The 20,354-nt window shown below is 44.3% G+C and carries 19 protein-coding genes; 11 read left to right on the top strand and 8 right to left on the bottom strand.

The features are described 5' to 3' along the window. The 8 genes from VB073_RS02065 to VB073_RS02030 form a co-directional block, all read right to left on the bottom strand. On the bottom strand, window positions 1-151 hold a 151-nt coding region (locus tag VB073_RS02065), incomplete at its 3' end, for a UPF0758 domain-containing protein (RefSeq protein ID WP_323402484.1). Further along, on the bottom strand, window positions 139-1,698 hold the full coding sequence (locus VB073_RS02060) for a leucine-rich repeat protein (protein ID WP_323402482.1): 1,560 nt from the start codon (window positions 1,696-1,698) through the stop codon (window positions 139-141). The genes VB073_RS02060 and VB073_RS02065, both read right to left, overlap by 13 nt. Window positions 1,699-1,762: 64 nt before the next feature. After that, entirely contained in the window at window positions 1,763-2,524 is a 762-nt protein-coding gene (locus VB073_RS02055; protein ID WP_323402481.1) for a YaaA family protein, read from the bottom strand. A 13-nt stretch (window positions 2,525-2,537) separates the two neighbouring features. Beyond that, entirely contained in the window at window positions 2,538-3,665 is a 1,128-nt protein-coding gene (locus VB073_RS02050; protein ID WP_323402480.1) for an AAA family ATPase, read from the bottom strand. 113 nt (window positions 3,666-3,778) lie between these two features. Continuing rightward, the gene (locus VB073_RS02045) at window positions 3,779-4,441 is read right to left on the bottom strand and encodes a DUF2461 domain-containing protein (RefSeq protein WP_323402479.1); all 663 of its coding nucleotides are present in this window, start codon (window positions 4,439-4,441) and stop codon (window positions 3,779-3,781) included. Window positions 4,442-4,462: 21 nt separating this feature from the next. After that, window positions 4,463-5,029, bottom strand: a complete 567-nt coding sequence (gene efp / locus VB073_RS02040) for an elongation factor P (RefSeq protein WP_323402478.1) — start codon at window positions 5,027-5,029, stop codon at window positions 4,463-4,465. Window positions 5,030-5,240: 211 nt separating this feature from the next. Beyond that, window positions 5,241-6,551 (bottom strand): NCS2 family permease, encoded by a 1,311-nt coding sequence (locus VB073_RS02035; protein ID WP_323402477.1) that lies wholly within the window; start codon window positions 6,549-6,551, stop codon window positions 5,241-5,243. An 18-nt stretch (window positions 6,552-6,569) separates the two neighbouring features. Continuing rightward, window positions 6,570-7,295 carry a DUF5020 family protein gene (locus VB073_RS02030; RefSeq protein WP_323402476.1) on the bottom strand — a complete coding sequence of 242 codons (726 nt, stop codon included), beginning with the start codon at window positions 7,293-7,295 and terminating at the stop codon, window positions 6,570-6,572. Window positions 7,296-7,563: 268 nt separating this feature from the next. On the opposite strand from VB073_RS02030, the gene cysS reads away from it, so the two are divergent. The 11 genes from cysS to VB073_RS01975 all read left to right on the top strand — a co-directional run bounded on the left by cysS (window position 7,564) and on the right by VB073_RS01975 (window position 20,350). Then, window positions 7,564-9,042 carry a cysteine--tRNA ligase gene (gene cysS, locus VB073_RS02025; RefSeq protein ID WP_323402475.1) on the top strand — a complete coding sequence of 493 codons (1,479 nt, stop codon included), beginning with the start codon at window positions 7,564-7,566 and terminating at the stop codon, window positions 9,040-9,042. 97 nt (window positions 9,043-9,139) lie between these two features. Next, the gene (locus VB073_RS02020) at window positions 9,140-10,369 is read left to right on the top strand and encodes a 3-phosphoshikimate 1-carboxyvinyltransferase (RefSeq protein WP_323402474.1); all 1,230 of its coding nucleotides are present in this window, start codon (window positions 9,140-9,142) and stop codon (window positions 10,367-10,369) included. 5 nt (window positions 10,370-10,374) lie between these two features. Next, complete coding sequence (locus tag VB073_RS02015; protein ID WP_323402473.1) at window positions 10,375-10,806, top strand: phospholipase; 432 nt, start codon at window positions 10,375-10,377, stop codon at window positions 10,804-10,806. A 22-nt stretch (window positions 10,807-10,828) separates the two neighbouring features. Continuing rightward, window positions 10,829-11,632 carry a metal ABC transporter permease gene (locus VB073_RS02010; RefSeq protein ID WP_323402483.1) on the top strand — a complete coding sequence of 268 codons (804 nt, stop codon included), beginning with the start codon at window positions 10,829-10,831 and terminating at the stop codon, window positions 11,630-11,632. Between the two features lie 149 nt (window positions 11,633-11,781). Continuing rightward, entirely contained in the window at window positions 11,782-13,779 is a 1,998-nt protein-coding gene (locus tag VB073_RS02005; protein ID WP_323402472.1) for a hypothetical protein, read from the top strand. Then, window positions 13,776-14,363, top strand: coding sequence for a non-canonical purine NTP diphosphatase (locus tag VB073_RS02000; protein WP_323402471.1), 588 nt, complete (start codon window positions 13,776-13,778; stop codon window positions 14,361-14,363). Before VB073_RS02005 ends, VB073_RS02000 begins: the two co-directional genes overlap by 4 nt. A 47-nt stretch (window positions 14,364-14,410) precedes the next feature. Next, window positions 14,411-15,472 carry an oxidoreductase gene (locus VB073_RS01995; RefSeq protein ID WP_323402470.1) on the top strand — a complete coding sequence of 354 codons (1,062 nt, stop codon included), beginning with the start codon at window positions 14,411-14,413 and terminating at the stop codon, window positions 15,470-15,472. A 122-nt stretch (window positions 15,473-15,594) separates the two neighbouring features. Further along, window positions 15,595-16,104 carry an RNA polymerase sigma-70 factor gene (locus tag VB073_RS01990; protein WP_323402469.1) on the top strand — a complete coding sequence of 170 codons (510 nt, stop codon included), beginning with the start codon at window positions 15,595-15,597 and terminating at the stop codon, window positions 16,102-16,104. A 131-nt stretch (window positions 16,105-16,235) separates the two neighbouring features. Beyond that, a complete protein-coding gene (locus VB073_RS01985; protein ID WP_323402468.1) occupies window positions 16,236-16,742 on the top strand; it encodes a hypothetical protein in 507 nt (168 codons plus the stop codon). A gap of 27 nt (window positions 16,743-16,769) precedes the next feature. Continuing rightward, window positions 16,770-17,594, top strand: coding sequence for a FecR family protein (locus tag VB073_RS01980; protein WP_323402467.1), 825 nt, complete (start codon window positions 16,770-16,772; stop codon window positions 17,592-17,594). After that, window positions 17,594-20,350, top strand: coding sequence for a TonB-dependent receptor (locus VB073_RS01975; protein ID WP_323402466.1), 2,757 nt, complete (start codon window positions 17,594-17,596; stop codon window positions 20,348-20,350). The genes VB073_RS01980 and VB073_RS01975 overlap by 1 nt, the downstream gene beginning before the upstream one ends. The last annotated feature ends 4 nt before the right edge of the window (window positions 20,351-20,354 follow it).

Genomic DNA, 20,354 nt, shown 5'->3' with positions numbered 1-20,354 from the left:
GGCTCAATTCTACCGCACTCTGTTTGTCATTACCCGACCTGATAAGGATAGCAAGGAGCTCCGAGTCGGAAAGGACCGAAACTCCTTTCAACAGTAATTTTTCACGGGGACGGTCTTCCTCCGCCCATTGTTTGATGCTTAGTTTATCCATAGATATGATTCTCTGATACCATAATCTACTTCAATATATTCTTTGAATCCACTCCAAGATTCATTATTCTGATAAATTTCTTTGCTCCCTTTTGGAACATATAACTTTACAGCACTCTGATTAGGTATATCACTCTGCATCTGAGGAGGAGTTGTCGCTTTTATATAAATCTCCTGAATATTCCAACAGGCATCGAACACAGAAGTCTGTATATTTTTTATACCGGAACCGATAGTAATCGAAGTTAATTCATAACATTGAAAAAATGCACCATATCCAATAGAGGTAACACTGTTGGGCAGAATGATAGAATTTAAACTAGTTTTAGCAAATGCATTATCCCCAATCGAACTAACACCATCAGGAAGTGTGATAGAAGTTAAATAATAACATTGATAAAATGCATATTCCTCAATGGATGTGACACTCTCTGGAAGGATGACCGCAGTTAAATAATAGCAAAAACCAAATGTCCCTTCTCCAACTGATGTAACACCATTGGGAAGTGTGATAGAAGTTAAACTATAACAGTTATAAAATGCATATTCCCCAATAGAAGTAATACCATTGGAAAGGACGATAGAGATTAAACTACGACAATCTTCAAATGCATATTTTCCGATAGAAATAACACTATTAGGGATAGAAATAGAAGTCAAGCTACGACAATTATCAAATGCATGTTCTCCTATAGAGGTAACACTATTGGAGAGAGTGATAGAGGTTAAACCTCTACAATCGGCAAATGCATATTTTCCAATAGAAGCAACACTATTGGGAAGGGTGATAGAAGTTAAGCTATGACAATTAGCAAATGCATATTCTCCTATAGAGGTAACACTATTGGGGAGGGTAATAGAAGTTAAATCATAACAATAAGCAAACGCCCAGTTTCCAATAGCCGTGATATCTCTAGGTAGAACTACGGTTTTTATGTTCCTGTAGCCCTCTAACATACGCTCAGGGATTGCATTTGTTTTTGTGGAATAAGACTGACCATCATCCAGAACAAAACTACCTCCTACAACAATAGAAACGTCAAGCATATCTAAATAATGAAGATTCTCCATTTCCCTGATTGTTTGAATATCATCTCCGTGAATTTCACCTGAAATTGTCAATTCCTCTGTTTCCTTATAGTAAATTCCCAATAATTTTTTCAATGTCCCCCGAATTCCAACGTGTACAGTCCGCACTACACTCTTCTGCTTTTGTGTAAATGTAACGGTTTTGACTGTTTTACCTGTTTTAATCGTTATGGTGGCACTCCTATCTTCATTTCCTGAGTTCTCTGTTGTGGCAATTATGTTAATTTCAACTTCACCGGCGGAACCTTTAGAAGGAGAAACAGAACACCACGAATCATTACCTTGGGGAAAAGACACAAAAACTGCCCATTCTTTATTTGTAGTAAATACAATTGAGCTATGAGTCACACTTGATTCAACAGTTAACTCCGATACAATTTCAGAGACAATATCCGGTTGCTCTTCTTTCCCACAAGATATAATCACTAATAAGAATAATAGCAATATAACACTCTTCATATTTCCCTGAATTGCCTGTTTGATATTTCTATACTTTTATAAAAGTTTTTTCTTCATTTTTCGCTTATCTCACGAACACCCAGGTATCTTCTTTCGAGAGCGCAGGATAGAAAAAATAGCCTTCATAATCGAATCCTTTTACCTCTTCCGGATCGACCAGCCGGTTTTTGATGATAAAGCGGGACATGAGACCCCGTGCTTTCTTGGAATGTACCACTATCTGTTTCAATTCATCATTCTCCTGCTGTAAAAACTGGATATCGATGATTTTCGTTCCTTTCGGTAACTTACTCTTCCGAACTACCTTTGCATATTCCTTGGATGCCACATTGATAATGGTCTTGTCTCCTTTCCGCAGTTTCTTCGAGAGATACTCATTGACCCTGTCTTCCCAGAAATCATAGAGCGTCTTGTATCCCTGCGGCACAATTCTCCGCTGTATCTCCAGCCGGTAGGGTTTGATCGCATCCAACGGACGGACAATACCGTATAATCCGGAGATGATATTGAGATGCTGCTGTGCGAAATCAAAATCTTCGACGGAGAAATCGTGGGCGTTCAACCCTTTGTAGGCAATCCCGTTATAGGCAAGTGCTGCCGGTTGCTCCGGAGTGGACCTGAGATCGAACATCTGGAAATATTCATATACATCATGTGCCATCCTGGCGTTGATCTCCATTTCTGCGGCGATTTTCTTATCAGACAGTTGTCGGCAGACGTTTATCAACTCTTTGGTCTTTTCCGGAAACAACGGCCGGGTGGGTTTTAGGACTCCGGTCTCAACTGAAAAATCCATCAGTTTCGCAGGTGAAAGAATAATTTGCATATTGCTAATTTTATCAGAACCTTCTTACATTTTTCTTGAACCATAATTTAAAAACAGGATCATTAAAACTGACGGTTTTACCCGAGATATCAATCAATTCCTTGTTTTCAAGCGATGTTTTGAGCCTTCTTATATTGGCAGAAGTCCCCAATTGATAACGTTGCAGAATCTCCTTCCGGGTAAATTCAGACGTAATCCCCTCCGTCACAGCGTAGAGAAAATTGAGCTGATAGGTAGTCAAACCATCAATATATTTAAAGTAAAGCATCGAATTCTGATTGAGCAAATCGGTATATGCCGCTTCAAATCCCGCTTCTATGGCTTCTTTATCCGTCTGTATCCACAATAGCCAGGCCAGTTGCTGTACATACGAAGAGTGGTTCTCGACGGTAACAGCCACTTTCTCTGCAAGCTCGGCCGATATTTGCTTTCCGGTAACTTCAAACCGGTGGCGAATAAAAGCAATCCAATCGGAAGTAGTAATTTTCTGTAGATAGATCACATCACCGAACTTATAAAACGGCATGCTCTGTTTCGAGAACAACTTGGTCATCAAATGCTTTTTGCTCCCGTAAAGACAATAGGTCACGTCCTGGTGTAACTGCCATGCCGAACGCAGTTTCCGCTGAAAATAGAGTGTATTGTCAAATTCTGCCACTTGCTGAAACTCATCCAGACATACCACGATATGGACACCTTTCTCTTTCGCGATCTTTTGGGACAGATTCAACACCTCTCCATTCAACTGCTTATCAGAAAAGTCAAAGGAGAGGGTAAAATCGGTCATCGGATCAACCCCGAAACTGATTTTGGGCACCAATCCCGACAAAAAACGCTTCGCATTCTCCACCCATTCCTCCCAACGGCTGGCAGTCTGCTTGATCAATTCTGTAGCATAAAGCGTATAAAATTCCTCCTCGTTACGGCAGGCAAACACATCCATATTGACCACCTTCAGATCCGCTGAACGGGTTTCTTCACTCACCTTTTGCACCAGTGATGTCTTACCCCAACGGCGCGGTGAGATAAGTATCGTATTCACCCCGTGCCTGAAATTCGCCGACAATCGCCTCGCATCTTCTTCACGGTCGGTAAACCATTCTCCTGATGTTGCCGAGCCAAAAACAAACGGATTCTCCATGCAATCTCCTCCTTTCAACCACAAAGATAGCCAAAAAATAATTACAAACAACTTTGTTACAAACAACTTTGTTACATTATAAAAGCTAATCTGACAAAGGATTTCAATGAATACTAACCCTTCACGGCCCTATTTAAAAACGCATTAAGAGGATACTGTATCTTGCAGAGTTCCATCAGACGGTCGATCAACCCGTCTTCCAGGAAAAACTCATTTGTAAGGGGATAATGAGTGATAAAATGTTTGTTTTTCAGTAGTTCGATTTCCTTAAAATCTTTGGGATAGCCGACAGGAGGCTTTTTCAACCGATCCTCATCGGATAATTCGGGGAAAGTCTTTTTGAATTTCCGGTTATCGAGGATATTCCTTATCTCATCGGGATGATGATAGATTTCATTCCTCACGGATTCGAGCGTAGCCGGGTCGGGACTATAGATACCACCGGCAAAAAACGATTCGTCGGGTTGTATATGGATATAGTACCCGGCATAACGTGTTTTCTTGCCGCCATTGGCGATAAAAGCGCTGAAATGGGTCTTGTAAGGTGTTTTATCATGCGAGAAGCGGGTATCGCGATAAATACGGAAAACAGACTCACCGGCCGTCGCCGATCCGATAGAGGGATCCAGTTGAGCAAGCGGCACAATGAGTCTGTTGATAAAAGTATCAAAATCGGACTTGGCTTCATCATACTCGAATTTATGCTCATGGAACCAGTTGCGGTCGTTATACATCTGCAACCGGACAAGAAAATCGAATATGCGGCCGAAGTCCATCTGAATAAAAGCTATTGATAATTAATTTCTGACACGTTCAACGTATGAACCGTCACGGGTATCCACCCTGATCTTTTCACCCGTATTGATGAACAGGGGAACACGCACTTCTGCACCTGTTTCCACGGTAGCGGGTTTCAGCGTGTTGGTGGCGGTATCACCCTTGATTCCCGGTTCGGTATAGGTCACCTCGAGCACTACATGTGTCGGCATTTCGGCAGTAAGGATAGTTCCGCTATCTGCATGGATCTGGACCTCCACGACATCCCCTTCTTTCAGAAACCTCACCCCTTCAATCTGTTCTTCGGGAATAGGAATCTGTTCGAAAGTTTCGGTATTCATGAAATTATATCCCATATCATCGCGGTAGAGATACTGGAAGGGGCGGCGTTCAATACGCACCTCATCTACTTTTACACCCGAGTTGAACGTTTTTTCAAGGATACGTCCTGTGGTCACATTCCTCAGTTTGGTACGGACAAAAGCAGCACCCTTACCCGGTTTCACATGAAGAAACTCCACGATAAAGTAATACTGGCCCTCCAGATCGATGCACATTCCGTTCCTGAAATCAGCAGTTGTTGCCATAAGCTATTTATTGTTATGATTTTATATTGGTTTAGGCCGCAAAAATAGTCATTTCAGCCGACATACACAAGCAATTCCGCACGTTACCATATTTCACTGCCCATTGGACTTGGTCAATCATCCATTGTCAATTGTCCATTGTCAATTAAAAATTAAGTCCCGCTAAATACAATCTAACGGGACTTAATAATAAAAAAACGGTATCCAAAACTTAAACCACGTTCATCCCATCCAGCACCATCTTCACGATAAACAGTACGAAGATGACCCACATGGTAACCGATACATGTTTAAATCTTCCGCTCAATACTTTCAGGAATACAAACGAAAGCATACCGAAGACAATACCCTGTGCGATACTGAAGGCGAACGGCATCATCACGATGGTGAGAAATGCGGGCAGCGCCTCGGTCATATCGTCGAAGTTGATCTTTACCACAGAAGAGAGCATGAACAATCCTACCAGGATCAGGGCGGGAGCGGTAGCTGATGCTGGCACCATCAGGAAAAGAGGGGCAAAGAAAAGCGCCAGTGCAAACATACCGGCAGTAGAGAGGGCGGTCAATCCGGTACGGCCTCCCACAGCCACACCCGAAGCACTTTCCACATAAGCGGTAACCGTACTGGTTCCTAATATAGCACCAAAGGTAGTGCCGAGTGCATCGGCAAACAGGGCGCGTTTCAGTTGTGGAAAATCTCCGTTCTCATCGGTAATTCCTATTTTCGAGGCTACACCCAACAGCGTACCGATGGTATCAAACAGATTCACAAAGAGGAAAGTGAATACCACGATCAGCATGTCAAATGTAAAAATATTGGACCACTCGAACTGTACGAAAATAGGTGAAATATCGGGAGGAAGAGCGATCAGGCTTCCTTCGGGCAAATGGACTTCTCCCAGGATAACAGCAAAGATAGTAGCCACTGCGATACCGATAAGAAAAGCTCCGTGTACTTTCTTATAATAGAGTACGGCCGTAAGGATAAGACCCAGCAAAGCCACCCACACATGGGGGTTAGACATAGCTCCCAGGGTCACCATCGTATTTTCATCCTTCACGATCAATCCCGCGTTTTGCAGGCCGAGCAGAGTGATAAAGAGGCCGATCCCCACCGGAATGGCATGCTTGATGGTGTGGGGAATACTTTTCACAATCAGTTCACGGATATTGAACATGGTGAGAAGTATAAAGATAATACCCTGGATGAAAACAGCGGTCAGCGCCATTTGCCAGGTGTATCCCAGTCCTATCACGACAGAGAATGCAAAAAAGGAGTTCAAACCCATACCGGGAGCCTGAGCGACCGGCAGATTCGGGATAAACGCCATGAAGAGCGTACCTACCAGAGTGGCGAGTGCTGTCGCAGTAAAAAGCGCCTCCTTGTCCATACCCGTTGCGCCAAGTATGTTGGGGTTCACCACCAGGATATAAGACATGGTGAGAAAGGTAATCACTCCCGCCACCAGTTCCGTGCGTACGGTTGTCTTATTTTGTTTGAGTTTAAATATTTTTTCCAGCATGATATTAATTGGTTTAGATTAAAAATTCCATTTGGTGGCTATGGTAGGGATGGCGTAAAATTTATCCGGACCGTTCCCGTTAACAAAATTATAGCTTAATTCAACTTCAGTACCAATGGCAAACTGAGACGTAATATTATACCAGCATTGGGGTTCGCTCAACAGCACCATTTTTTTACCCTCTACATCTCCCGTTCCTAAACGATTCTTGTTTTCACTCCAGATATCCAGGAAACCGCCCAGTGAAATCTTACCGTTGGCAAGAGTGGAGTTCCAGGTAAGGGTCCACTGTGCATCATGGCTCAACTCCTTAAAAGCATTCAACTTATAAGCCACATAGGTACTCATAAAGAAATTACCCAATTGGAAAGGATAACCAACTCCACCCAGATAGGAACTTGGGATGGAGAAACCACTTCCTGTTCCTCTCACCAATCCCAATCCTCCGTTGTATTCAATATGAGGCAATAAAGGGAAATCACCGATCTTGAATTCACGGGCTATTTCAGCATAAGCAAGGCCGGGATTAAGCTTATCAAAATTAAAATCGCAATCCACGAACATAAAAGTACTCCCCCACTGGTCGGGTTTGAACATCTCGAAGGTGGCGGTCAGGTAATTGATAGGAGCTACTTTATCGCCATACAATGAATTACGGGAGTCGAAGTGCAGTTGTAGGTTCTGCGCTTGAATAGTCCCTGCCGCACATAAAATCGCGACGGATAGAACAATGTTTCGTACCATAAAAGACTTTTTGTTTTTAGTTATTAAGTTTATTAACATCAGACCATTCCAATTATACTTGGGATAGTTAATTAGAAGAAGCGACAAAAATATTAAAAAAATACAAAGGACCATCATAAAAACGTTACTTTTTTTAGATTCAAGAATCAAGAGCCAAGACAAAAAAATTGAGATATTAAATTTGAGATTGAACAATTCAACATTCATCATATTGGCACATTAGTTTTAATTTGTATTTTTGTCTATCTGAAAAAAATCATTAGTCATTATGAGCGAAATAAAAGAAAAAAGGTTGACCATTTACAACACACTTAGCAGGACGAAAGAACCCTTTCAGCCATTACACCCTCCTTTTGTAGGGATGTATGTGTGCGGACCTACAGTCTATAGTGATATTCATCTGGGTAATTGTCGTACCTTTATCTCTTTCGACATGATATACAGATATCTTCTCCACCTCGGCTATAAGGTGCGCTATGTACGTAACATTACCGATGCCGGCCATTTGGAAGGTGATCGAGACGAGGGAGATGATAAATTTGCCAAAAGGGCGAAACTGGAGCAATTGGAACCGATGGAGATCGTGCAGAAATATACCCTCGGATTTCATGAAGTACTGGGGCTTTTCAATACATTGCCCCCCAGCATTGAACCGACAGCTACCGGACATATCCTGGAGCAGATAGAAATGATAAAAAAGATTTTAGCCGGAGGCTTTGCCTATGAGGTGGATGGTTCTGTCTATTTTGATGTGGAAAAATACAGTAAGGAGCATGACTACGGTCAACTTACCAACCGTAAACTGGAAGATTTGCTGGAAGGCACACGCGAATTGGAGGGGCAGGACGAGAAGCGGGGAAGGCTTGATTTTGCCCTTTGGATCAAAGCGAAACCGGAAACGCTGATGCAGTGGCCCTCTCCATGGGGATGGGGTTTCCCGGGCTGGCATATTGAATGCTCAGCCATGAGTACAAAGTATCTGGGTGCTACTTTTGATATACACGGTGGTGGCATGGATCTCCAGGCAACCCATCATACCAATGAGATAGCACAATCGGAAGCCTGCAATCATACGGCCCCCTGCAAGTACTGGATGCATACCAATATGCTGACGGTGAACGGCGTCCGAATGTCCAAAACGGCCGGTAATGGCTTCCTGCCTAAAGAGTTGTTCACAGGCGATCATCCGCTGCTTGAAAGAGGCTATTCACCCATGACAGTGCGCTTCTTTATGGCTCAGTCACACTACAGGAGTACGCTCGATTTCTCCAACGAGGCGCTCCAGGCTGCTGAAAAAGGATACAAAAGGCTGATGGAAAGTTTATCGATACTGGAGAAATTATCTCCTTCGGAATCTTCCACGGCGGATATTGCAGCACTGGAAGAAAAATGCTATGCTGCTATGAACGATGATTTCAACAGTCCCGTACTGATCGCGAACCTGTTTGAGGGAGTACGCATCATCAATTCTGTCAACGATAAGAAAGAAGTCCTGACTGCTCCCGATCTGGAAGCTCTGAAAAAGCTGATGTATACCTTTATTTTCGAGGTGCTGGGATTGCGTGACGAGTCAAAGAGCATGGGCGGAAGCGATGTGATCGAAGGGTTGATGAATTTGATCATCGATATCCGCAAATCGGCAAGGGAGAACAAAGACTGGAGTACATCCGACAAGATACGGGATGAACTGAAAGCAATCGGAGTGGAGATAAAGGATACCAAAGAGGGTGTAGAATGGAGAATCTAAAGAGATATTATCAGAACCAATAAAAACGTAAAAGCCAAAGTAAACCTCTCAACCTTCGGTTTAAAATATTATTTTTGTAACACTATTTCATACTACAATGCCTTTACAATATAAAATATTTCCACCTGATACGCTGCGCACGACTGTACAACTTCCTGCGTCCAAGAGTATGAGCAATAGAGCTCTCATTTTGAATGCCCTGAGTTTAAGCCCCCATTCAATTAAAAATCTTTCGGATTGTGAGGACACACAAGTACTTATCGACGCATTTAATTCCAAATCCAATCAGTTCGATATAAAGGCAGCCGGCACTGCGATGCGTTTCCTGACAGCCTTTTTGGCAGGAATGGAAGGAGAATGGATCATAAAAGGCTCCAAAAGAATGCATGAGAGACCCATTTATCCACTGGTGGAAACTCTTATTGGCTTAGGAGCAGAGATCGATTACCTGGAAAAAGAGGGATATCCTCCATTGAAGATAAAAGGCAGAAGATTGAGAGGAGGAGAGGTATATCTATCAGGAAATATCAGTTCACAATTCATCTCCGCCCTGCTGATGATCGCCCCTGTGATGGAAAACGGGATCATCATGCATATTGAAAATGAAATAGTGTCCAAACCCTACATCCATCTCACGGTTAGCATGATGGAGAAATGCGGGGTACAGGTGAAATGGGAGGGTAATGACATCACGGTGAAACCCCAAAGGTATAATGCAGTAGAGTTTATAGTGGAGCCGGACTGGACTGCTGCTTCTTATTGGTATGAAATGGCCTCTCTCATCCCCGGTGCTGAAATAACATTAAAAGGGTTGGGAAGAAACAGCCTTCAGGGTGATTCCAACGCAACTAACCTGTTCAGCGATTTGGGTGTAGCTACAGAATTCCTCCCTGACGGTATTATCATCAGAAATACAAAAAAAAGAACCAAGAAATTTTTCCACGATTTTGTCAATGAGCCTGACTTGGCGCAAACTTTTGCCGCTACTTGTTGTTTTATGGGTAAACCGTTTCTTTTTTCAGGCATTCAAAGCCTGAAGATAAAAGAGACAGACAGGGTGGCCGCGTTGATCAACGAGTTGAAAAAGTTAGGTTACCTGCTCAAGGAAAATGAGATCGGGATGCTGGAATGGGACGGAGAACGTTGTTTGCCGCAAGAAGAACCGGCTATCGACACCTACGACGATCACCGGATGGCGATGTCGCTGGCGCCGGGTGCCATTGTAACCGGATCTCTGATTATTAATGATCCCAAAGTGGTATCCAAATCCTATCCTGAATTCTGGAACGACCTGAAACAGGCGGGATTTACAATCGAGGAAAGGTAATTATTATGCAAAGTTTACTTCTTTTTATAGGTATTATACTCTTTTTCATTGTGGCACTCACTATTTCCAACTACCATCAACGCAGGAAAGGAAACATCAAAGAGCGTGAGGCCACCCCTTCTCCATTAGATCTGGGAAATGGAGGCTGTTGTGGTGCGCATGAAATATGTGAACGGGACAGCCTGATCGCTGCTTTTGCAGAGAAACCCGAATACTTCGATGATGAGGAACTCGATCAGTACGCTCATCGCGATTCCGGCACTTACGGGACCCACGAGGTAGACGAGTTCCGGGAAGTTTTTTATTCGGTACTCGATGAAGAAAAGCCTCGCTGGATAAGGAGTCTCCAAATGAGGAATATCTCTCTGCCCAACCAATTGAAAGATGAGGTACTGATGTTCATCAATGAATTGAAAAAGCAGAAAATGCACGTATGATATTATTGAACAAATGAATATCATCGAACTTCTGGATTACGCTTTCTTTCGCAATGCACTGCTGGGCAGTCTTTTTGCCAGTATTGCCTGTGGTATCATAGGTACCTATGTTGTCACAAAACGATTGGTATTCATCAGTGGTGGTATCACCCACGCCTCCTTGGGAGGACTGGGGATCGGCTTTTACTTCAGCCTCTCTCCTATTATCTCCGCGATGGTCTTCTCCATATTCTCGGCATTCGGGATCCAATGGTTATCACAGAAACAAGGCGTACGTGAGGATTCTGCGATCGCTGTCTTCTGGTCGTTGGGAATGGCCATCGGGATCGTGCTCACCTTCCTCACACCGGGGTATGCGCCCAACCTCTCGGAGTATCTTTTTGGCAACATTCTCACTATCACCCGGGGAGATATCGGTGCACTGTTGGTTTTATCATTGGTACTGATACTTTTCTTCACCCTTTTTTACCATGCCATCGTATCCGTATCGTTCGATACTGAATTCGCACGAACCCGACGTCTGCCCACCCAATTCATCGAATATGCGATGATGTTTTTTATTGCCGTCACCATCGTACTAAACATCCGGTTAGTGGGGATCGTCCTCCTGCTCTCATTAATCACTGTACCACAGATGACAGCCAACCTCTTCACAGTGAACTACTCAAGAATGATCTGCCTCTCAGTCCTGATAAGTTTTGTTGGCTGTGTAACAGGGCTATTGCTCTCCTATTACCTGAATGTACCTTCCGGCGCATTTATCATCTTTGTACTTATCATGATGTTCTTTATTGCCAAAGGCATTAAAGTTGTTATCGGAAAGTAAAGCGCTGGCCCTCTAAATAATCTGCCCTGACATTGTCAAACTTGTGTTGTATTGGTAAGAAAAGAGACCTTATCCACATCAAAAAGACAATAAAATCGTTTTTTTCGAGTTAAGTAAAGGTAGAAAAAATCGGGAAAAGAAGATTATTGGTGTTGATAAGAGATTTTCTTGGGACTTATTTTTCTTTTTCCAGGCAGTGGTTTGTGCGATGGAAAGAAAGGAGAGGCTGTATTCTCTGGATATTGGCCTGCACTACGTTTTTTGCCGGATGCTCCACTGGCAGAAATACAACCGGCACACGAGCCTATCATGAGTTAACCACACGATATAACATTCACTTCAATGCCGAAGAGATATATCAAGAGATACTGAAAGGGCAAGTCGAAAACCCACAGGATAATAATGGTGAATTACTCTCTTTCTATCCCCCACTTCCCGATGCTGAAAAATCATCTCCCGGTGGCCGTTTCGATCCGGTGATTGAAAAAACAGGGAAAGCCATCAAGGAACACTCTATCAGGGCAAAACCACGTCGCAATACCTCTAAAACCCATTCACAGGAATACCGCCAATGGCTCGCACAAGAGGAATTCAACCCGTTCATCAAGAATGTTTGGTTGTTACGGGGAAAAGCCTATTTGCAGAATGGCGATTACAACGAAGCGCTTTCGGTTTTCTCCGGAATGCTGCGACAATTCAGTCATGACCCAGAGCTGGTGACCGAAACTGAGATATGGATGTTACGGACATACACCGAGATGGGAAGGAGATATGATGCCGAGAAAACAGCCTATAGCTTAAGAAATAAGAAGTTGACTACTTATTTAGATAGACTGCTTACAGAGCATTACACCCACTTTCTTATCCGAAATAAGGAGTTTGTGGAAGCGATTCCTTTTCTACAGAAGACAATAACACAGGAACCCGATCATCTAAGAAAAAAAAGATTACAATTCCTGCTCGGACAAATCTACGCGATAACCGGCGATAAAAGCAAGGCGTACCTGGCCTTCGAAGAGGTAAAGGGGATTCGCACTCCCACCCAACTCACTCATGATGCTACTCTATGGCAATCGGCTATAGCCAATGACTCACTGGCACAACTCTTGCAACCCTCCCAGCGGGATAAGGATACGACACATCAGACAACCAGGATGACAGTCACAACCGACTCGATATCCGGCAATATCAAAGATATAAATAACAGCACCTCTCGCTTTTCACCGGGAAGGACGATGGCCGAAAACGCTACTCTACATAGGCAATGGCGGTCCCGCAACGGATTATGGCAATCATCCCCGGTCAGCTCCTCCAAAGGAAAAAATGAAGAAGAGTCCCGATTCAGTGCCGACAAAAGCGGAGTACATTTTCTTCTGCTCACCTTTGCACCCCATTCGGTCAATAAAAATCAACTCCTTTTCTCCATAACCGATTTCAACTTTTCACATTTCAAACTCCGCAAGTTCAATGTTTCATACAGTTATCTGGGAGGGAAAGAGATGCTCCAAATCGAGCCTTTCAGGTCGTTCGGGGAAGCATCGCAATATGCGGAGATGATGCACTCCGATACTCTATTCCTTTCTACTATTCCAGAGGTAATCCCCATCATCATCTCCGAGAAGAACATGGAGTTTATCCGGTCGGGAAAAAGTATCGATGAATATAATATTTTCTATGCGGAGAATATGGGAGGATCGGCATTCCCGGCACCAATAATAAAAGATGAGATAGCAGAAATTGGAGAAAAAAACAGGCAGGAATCAGAAAAGATTGTATCTTTGAAGGAACCTCCGTTTCTCATTCCTGAACAGAGGGAGATAGATACTCAACCGTTGACTGCAGATCAGACGGAACAGGATACAATCCGGAAGAAACCTGGTTGGAAAGAACCAGCCCATCAGATGGAAAGGGAAACTCCCGAAGCATTGAAAAGGAAGCTTGAGATGAATGCTGCCAACGTATTGCAACAGCAACAGGAAATGATGCCGGGTAAAAGCAGGCAACAGATCCTTAAAGAGAGGGAAAAACAACGGAAAGAAAAAATCCGCCAGAGGGAACGGGAACTGAAAGAGAGACAGCGCCAACGCGAAGATGTACTGAAACAACGTGAAAAAGAAAGAGCTCAAAAGATAAGGAAACAAAAATGAAAAAAATGGTTTTTGCCACTAATAATCAACATAAACTCGACGAAATACGGAAAATTACTGAAGGGAAGTTACATATCCTCAGCCTCACCGACCTCAACTGCATTGAAGAGATCGAAGAGACAGGGACCACCCTTGAGGAGAACGCGCTGATCAAAGCAAGATTCGTCAAGGAGAAATATGGTTACGACTGCTTTGCAGATGATACAGGCTTAGAGGTGGAGGCACTGGATGGTGCTCCTGGCGTTTACTCGGCACGATACGCGGGAGAAGGATGCACATTTGCCGACAACATGGACAAATTACTCAACGCACTACAGGGTGTCGAAAACCGCGCGGCACAATTTCGTACCGTAATTGCGTTATTGATCAACGGTGAAGAGCTTCTTTTCGATGGCGCGATCAACGGAAAAATCATCAAGGAGAAGCGAGGTACCACCGGCTTCGGCTACGATCCCATCTTTATGCCTGAAGGCTATGACCAGACTTTTGCTGAATTGGGCAACGATATAAAAAACAGCATCAGCCACCGCGCACTCGCAATGGAGAAACTGGTCAATTTTCTATTAAAAAACTCTTTACCCTAAACAGTTGAGTCTTGAATCTTGGCTCTTGAATATTAAAAAAACAACCTATGGTAACTAACATTCGCACAGGCATCATCGGCTACGGACTCTCCGGCCGTGTATTTCATGCTCCTTTTATTGATATGGTAGAAGGATTTGAATTGACGAAAATCAGCACATCCAATCCGGAGAGAAAAGCATTAATCGAGGAACGCTATCCGATTACCGCAGTGGTTCCCGATGCCAAAGGAATTATCGACGACCCCGAAATCGATCTGGTGATTGTCACCTCGGGCAATACAGACCATTTCCGTTCAGCGCGGGAAGCATTGCTGGCAGGAAAGCATGTAGTAGTGGAAAAACCATTTACAGTGAATGCGGAAGAAGCGGCAGAACTGATTGAGATCGCGAAGCGGCAGAAGAAGATCCTCACCGTCTATCACAACCGCCGGTTCACCAGTGATACCAGGACAGTAAAAAGACTACTCGACAGTGGCCTCCTTGGAGAGATTGTCGATTACGAGACTCATTTCGACCGCTATCGTACCGATCCCCGTCCCAACGGGGCATGGAGGGAGCAACCCCTTCCCGGGTCGGGTATTTTTTATGATCTGGGTTCCCATCTTATCGACCAGGCACTCTGGTTCTTCGGCATGCCGGAAGCGGTGACAGCCGAAATCAACAGCCAACGCCCCTGGGCGAAAGCCGACGACCATTTCGATGTGCGCCTTCACTACCCCACCTTTACCGCCACACTCAAATCGGGTATGATCTGCCGTATTCCCGGAGCTACCTATATGCTCCATGGCACCAATGGTTCGTTTGTGAAATATGGTCTGGATATACAGGAAGCCACGCTCGATGCAGGCGCCAAACCCGAGGGAAAAAACTGGGGCCGTGAGCCCGAATCCATTTGGGGTACCATCAATGCCGAGTATAAAGGCGTGAAAATACAGGGGAAATTAGAAAGCGAGCATGGCGACTACCGCGATTATTTCATCAATCTGCGTGATACCATCAGTGGCGTAGCACCTCTTGCTATCAAACCGGAAGAGGCTCTCAACGTAATGAAGATCATTGAACTGGCTTTCCAAAGCAGCAAGGAAAGAAGAACAATTACAATCAAATAATCGTTTAAACAAATATCCTCTTGGCAGGTGAGTTTTATCCCGTAAAATGGCTGTAAACGCGACGGTTTTAATCTTCTCCTAATTTTTTGTACTTTTGCAATTCGATTTACTGTTGGTTGCAAATGAGGAATTTAGAAAAAAAGTTCTCCGACTCTTTCCATGCTTATTACCGTCAACTTTGCCTGCATGCCCTGCATTTTATGGGTAACACAGAGGAGGCTGAGGATGTGGTGCAGGAAACATTCGTGAGCCTTTGGGATAAAAGGGAGCAGATAGAGACAATCAAGTCGTTGAAGTCGTACCTCTACACAGCCGTTCGAAACAATTGCCTGACACGTATCCGTGATGCAAAGCCCACCACATCCCTGGAGGTGCTCCCTACCGATACCCTTCTTCCGGAAGAGGAGCAGGAGATGCGGGCAGAAATGGAAGCCCGTATCTGGAAAATGATCGACGAGTTGCCGGAACGGCGGCGCGAAATATTTCTTTTGGCAAAACGTGACGGTATGAGTTATAAGGAAATTGCCGAACAGACCGGATTGACCGTCAAGACCGTCGAGAATCACGTCTTCCGTGCTATGCAATCGCTTCGGGCCAAAGACTTCCAGGCATATCTTTTCTTCTTCGCCTAAAAAATTTTTACTTCCGAATGAGGGATTCCCGTTTATTATGCATCTTATATACACAAGGACACAAGTTTCGCATGTAAATCCGGATTGTGTGCGACTAAGACGAAGACCTTTATAAACTGAATATAAAAAGTATGCATAGAATAATGATAACCCTTCTGCTGGCCATATTTTCGTTCTCGGCCATCAATGCTCAAAGCGGCGACAAGGATTTGGACATTCGGGCCGGTTTGGGAATGTCAAAATTCAAATCAGGGGGCGGTCTGTTGACCATCAGTGAATATGAGTTGAACGTGAAATGGACCGACTATTTCACAGTGTCTCCATCCATCGTCTTGAATCACAACGGTAGTTTGGATACAGAATTGGCTACTTTTTTCCAGGCAAACCTGAATGCATTCGGTTCACCCTTTCGCAACGACCGCAAAAATGATTTCCGCATAGGAAGCGGATTGAGTTTTTACAAATTGAACAGGGGAACGGCATATGCCTCCAACAATTCGTTCGGCCTTAATTTCATCGTCGAAGATCGCTATATGATCAGCGAGCGTTTTTTTATTGGCGTAAAAGCCTTTATTCAACCCTATTTCGATAAGGAGATCCATTCGGGTATCATACTAAAAGCCGGTATAAACCTATAAACAATCCGGAATAGAGAAAATTTCATAATGGAGACGAACAGGAATAATATCGACGAATCTGTCCGCTTTGTCGCACGACATTACCAAAAAGGGGTGTTCGACACCTCGAAAGGATGGGAAAAGTTGATGGTCTCACTTCCGGATTTGGGAAGAAAGGGATTCCGGCTACCGTTGACATGGGCAGTGGCAGCAGTGGTATTACTGTTCGTAATTGGCGTAGGCGTGTTGAAAATAGTGAACCAGCCGGAGCAGTTGATCGCTGAAAATTCCAATACAACCTTCACCCTACCCGACCAGACCGGGATAGTGATGCAGCAAGGGGCTACACTACAATATGGCAAAGATTTCGACAAAATCGACCGGCGCGTCTCGATGCACGGCGAGATCACCTTCGCTGTCGCCCGTGATGAAACCAAACCGTTTATCGTTTCCACTCCCGTCGCACAAATAGAGGTGCTCGGCACCGAGTTTACCGTCACTGCCGACGATGATGAAACCCGTCTGAGTGTGACATCAGGAAAGGTGAAGTTTACCCCCGACGATCCGGTAATCCCATTACTCTGTACAGCCGGCATGACCGTCCATTATGTCGCAGAGACGCAAATGGTAAAAGTGACTTCGCCCGACCGACAAATGGAAATCAACGGAAAGACAAGATCACTCACTTTTGACAACATGGCATTGAATGAGATTGTAATGGTACTGTCAAATTTCTATCATGTAGAAATTGAACTTCCGGCGGAGGAGTCGGAATTAACATTCAGTTCCTCTTTCACACAAGAAAGTATTATTGAAATCGTCAACATCATCAATCTCACGCTCGACACGCATATTACTATTATACAACCATAATGAACCGTTGCATTCTACTTCTATTACTGACTATTACCCTTCCTACGGTAGCGGTCAGTCAGAAAAAATTTTCTCTCAATTTCGAGAAAAAGCCGATAACCGAAATTCTTCGGGAAATTGAGAAACAGTCGGATTATACCTTTTCATACAGTCCTTCGCTGTTTAAAGAGTTCCCCCGTGTAACCATACGGATTAAGGAAGAATCTCTGGAGAAGGCGCTACAGATTCTGTTCGGTAAGACCGACATACAATATGTAATAGAATCCAAATACATCATCCTGAAGAAACGCCCGAAAGATGTCACCATCAGCGGATTCATATACGATCTGGAATCACGGGAATCGCTCATCTCCGCCAATGTATACGATCTGGTTTCGGAACGGGGTGCTGTCAGCAACAATTTCGGATTCTATAGCCTTCCCGTGCCTCCCGGTGAGGTAGTACTTCGTCCCAGTTACGTGGGATATGCCTCTAATACCCACTCCTTCACAGCAACGCAAGACACGGTAATTCATTTTTTTCTGAAACCGTCCTCACTACTGCAGGAAGTAGTGGTGGACGGAAACCTGAAAAATCCGGTACTACATACAGAGACAGGCAAGATAACTCTTAACGCCGCTACCTTGACAGCCATCCCGACCATCCTGGGAGAAAACGATATGATCAAGACACTGCAGCTAATGCCGGGTGTGGCTGTGGGAACCGATGGTCTGGCAGGACTTTATGTACGGGGTGGGAATGCAGACGAAAACCTCTACCTTGTAGATGGTAATCCGCTCTACCATGTTCACCACCTGCTCGGCCTCTTCTCCACCTTCAACCCCGAAGCGGTAAAGACGATGGACTTCTACAAGGGCAGCTTTCCCGCCCGCTATGGAGGCCGACTTTCCTCGGTAGTCGATGTGCGGATGAACGACGGCGATATGAAGAGGTTCTCCGGCACAGCATCTATAGGTTTGATTTCATCCCGTATAAACCTGCAAGGCCCCATCATCAAGGATAAGACATCTTTTTCGGTTTCGCTCCGACGTACCTATCTCGATTTGCTCGCCCGTCCTGCGATGTATTTCATCAACAGGAGAGTCCAAAAAGAGGATCCGTATAACTACAGTAAAGTCGATTTCGCCTATTATTTTTATGATTTCAACACAAAGATCAATCATAAGTTTTCCGACAAGAGCCGTATTTACCTGAGTGTCTACGACGGAAAAGACAAGTTGTTTTTTAATAATCAATCATATTATGATTATTCCAAACAGAACTGGGGAGGATATGGAGAACAGGGAGGATATGGGACAACCGTTACCTCCGAGGAATACCCATACGCATACGATCGCAGTACTGAAACAGCAGGTATCGATATCGGCTGGGGAACACGTATGGCATCACTGAGTTGGGCGTATGCCGTCAACAGTAAACTGTTTTCAAATGCCACACTGGTCTATAACCGTTACAGGTCGGACATCTCACTTTACTCCGACAACGAAGAATTCTACACATGGAAAAATCCAGATACGGGAACGGATGAATTGGTACGCAGTTATCATTTTGTCAAACCCTTCTATAAATCGGGGATAGAAGATCTCGGTTACCGGCTCGACTTTGATTATGCATATGACAATAATCACCTTATCCGCTTCGGAACAGCATTACTGCACCACAATTTCCGTCCCGAAGAAAGCCGGATCCTCAAGATAAACGAAGAAGGGAAGAAAATCAAAAACGATACCATCACCTACGCAGACGAACGAGTCACGGTAAAAGAAGCATCGCTGTATGCAGAAGATGAAATAAATCTCGGTAAACGATTGAGGATGAATGCCGGCCTTCACCTGTCGGGCTTCTTTGTGCAGGGGAAATCTTACCTGAGTGTGCAACCCCGCCTGTCGGCGCGTTATCTTCTATCTTCCGACCTCTCGTTGAAAGCCTCTTACGGAAGGATGAGCCAATATGTACACCTGTTACAAAGCAGTTACCTGAGTTCACCCAACGACTTATGGGTACCGATTACCAAAAATGTAAAACCGTTGTCGTCCCACCAGTTCACAGCCGGTATCTTCGGCCGGTACCATGAGTTCGATCTCTCGGCGGAAACCTACTATAAAAGATCATCCAATCAGGTTGAATACAAGGATGGAGCAAATATCCTCGCAGGCAACACCAACTGGGAAGGTCGTATCGCCCAGGGAATCGGGAATGCATATGGAGTGGAGTTGATGGCAAAAAAGAGTTTCGGGAAGACATCGGGTTGGGCTGGATACACCCTCTCGTGGGCAAACCGCCGCTTCCCCAATGGCGAAATCAATCAGGGAAAAGTATATCCGGCCAAATATGACAACCGCCATAAATTCAACGCGGTCCTCATGCATACATTCAACCGGAAATTCGACCTGAATATTTCATGGATCTATGCTACCGGCAACTGGACAACCCTTCCGGAGGAAGATTTTATCGATATGAAAGATCAGCGGCAACAATATGTCTATCAACGGAACAACTACAAGATGCCGAATTACCAGCGGCTCGACTTGAGTTTCAATTATTACCGGCATAAGAAGAACGGCAGGATGGGCATCTGGAATTTCAGCGTCTACAACGCTTATGCCCATCACAATTCATTTATCATATTACCGGCCGAAGGATACCTTCCCAATCCTGACAGCCCGGATGGCTACCCGATGAGCAGTTACCCCGCTTTTCAGAGCTACTCCATCTTCCCTGTTATCCCTTCATTTTCTTACACCTATAAGTTTTAATAAA

It is taken from the genome of Proteiniphilum sp. (genome assembly GCF_034927365.1).
GTDB lineage: Bacteria > Bacteroidota > Bacteroidia > Bacteroidales > Dysgonomonadaceae > Proteiniphilum.
The sequence above is the reverse complement of the archived record's forward strand: the minus strand, read 5'-3'. Positions and strand labels throughout refer to the sequence as shown.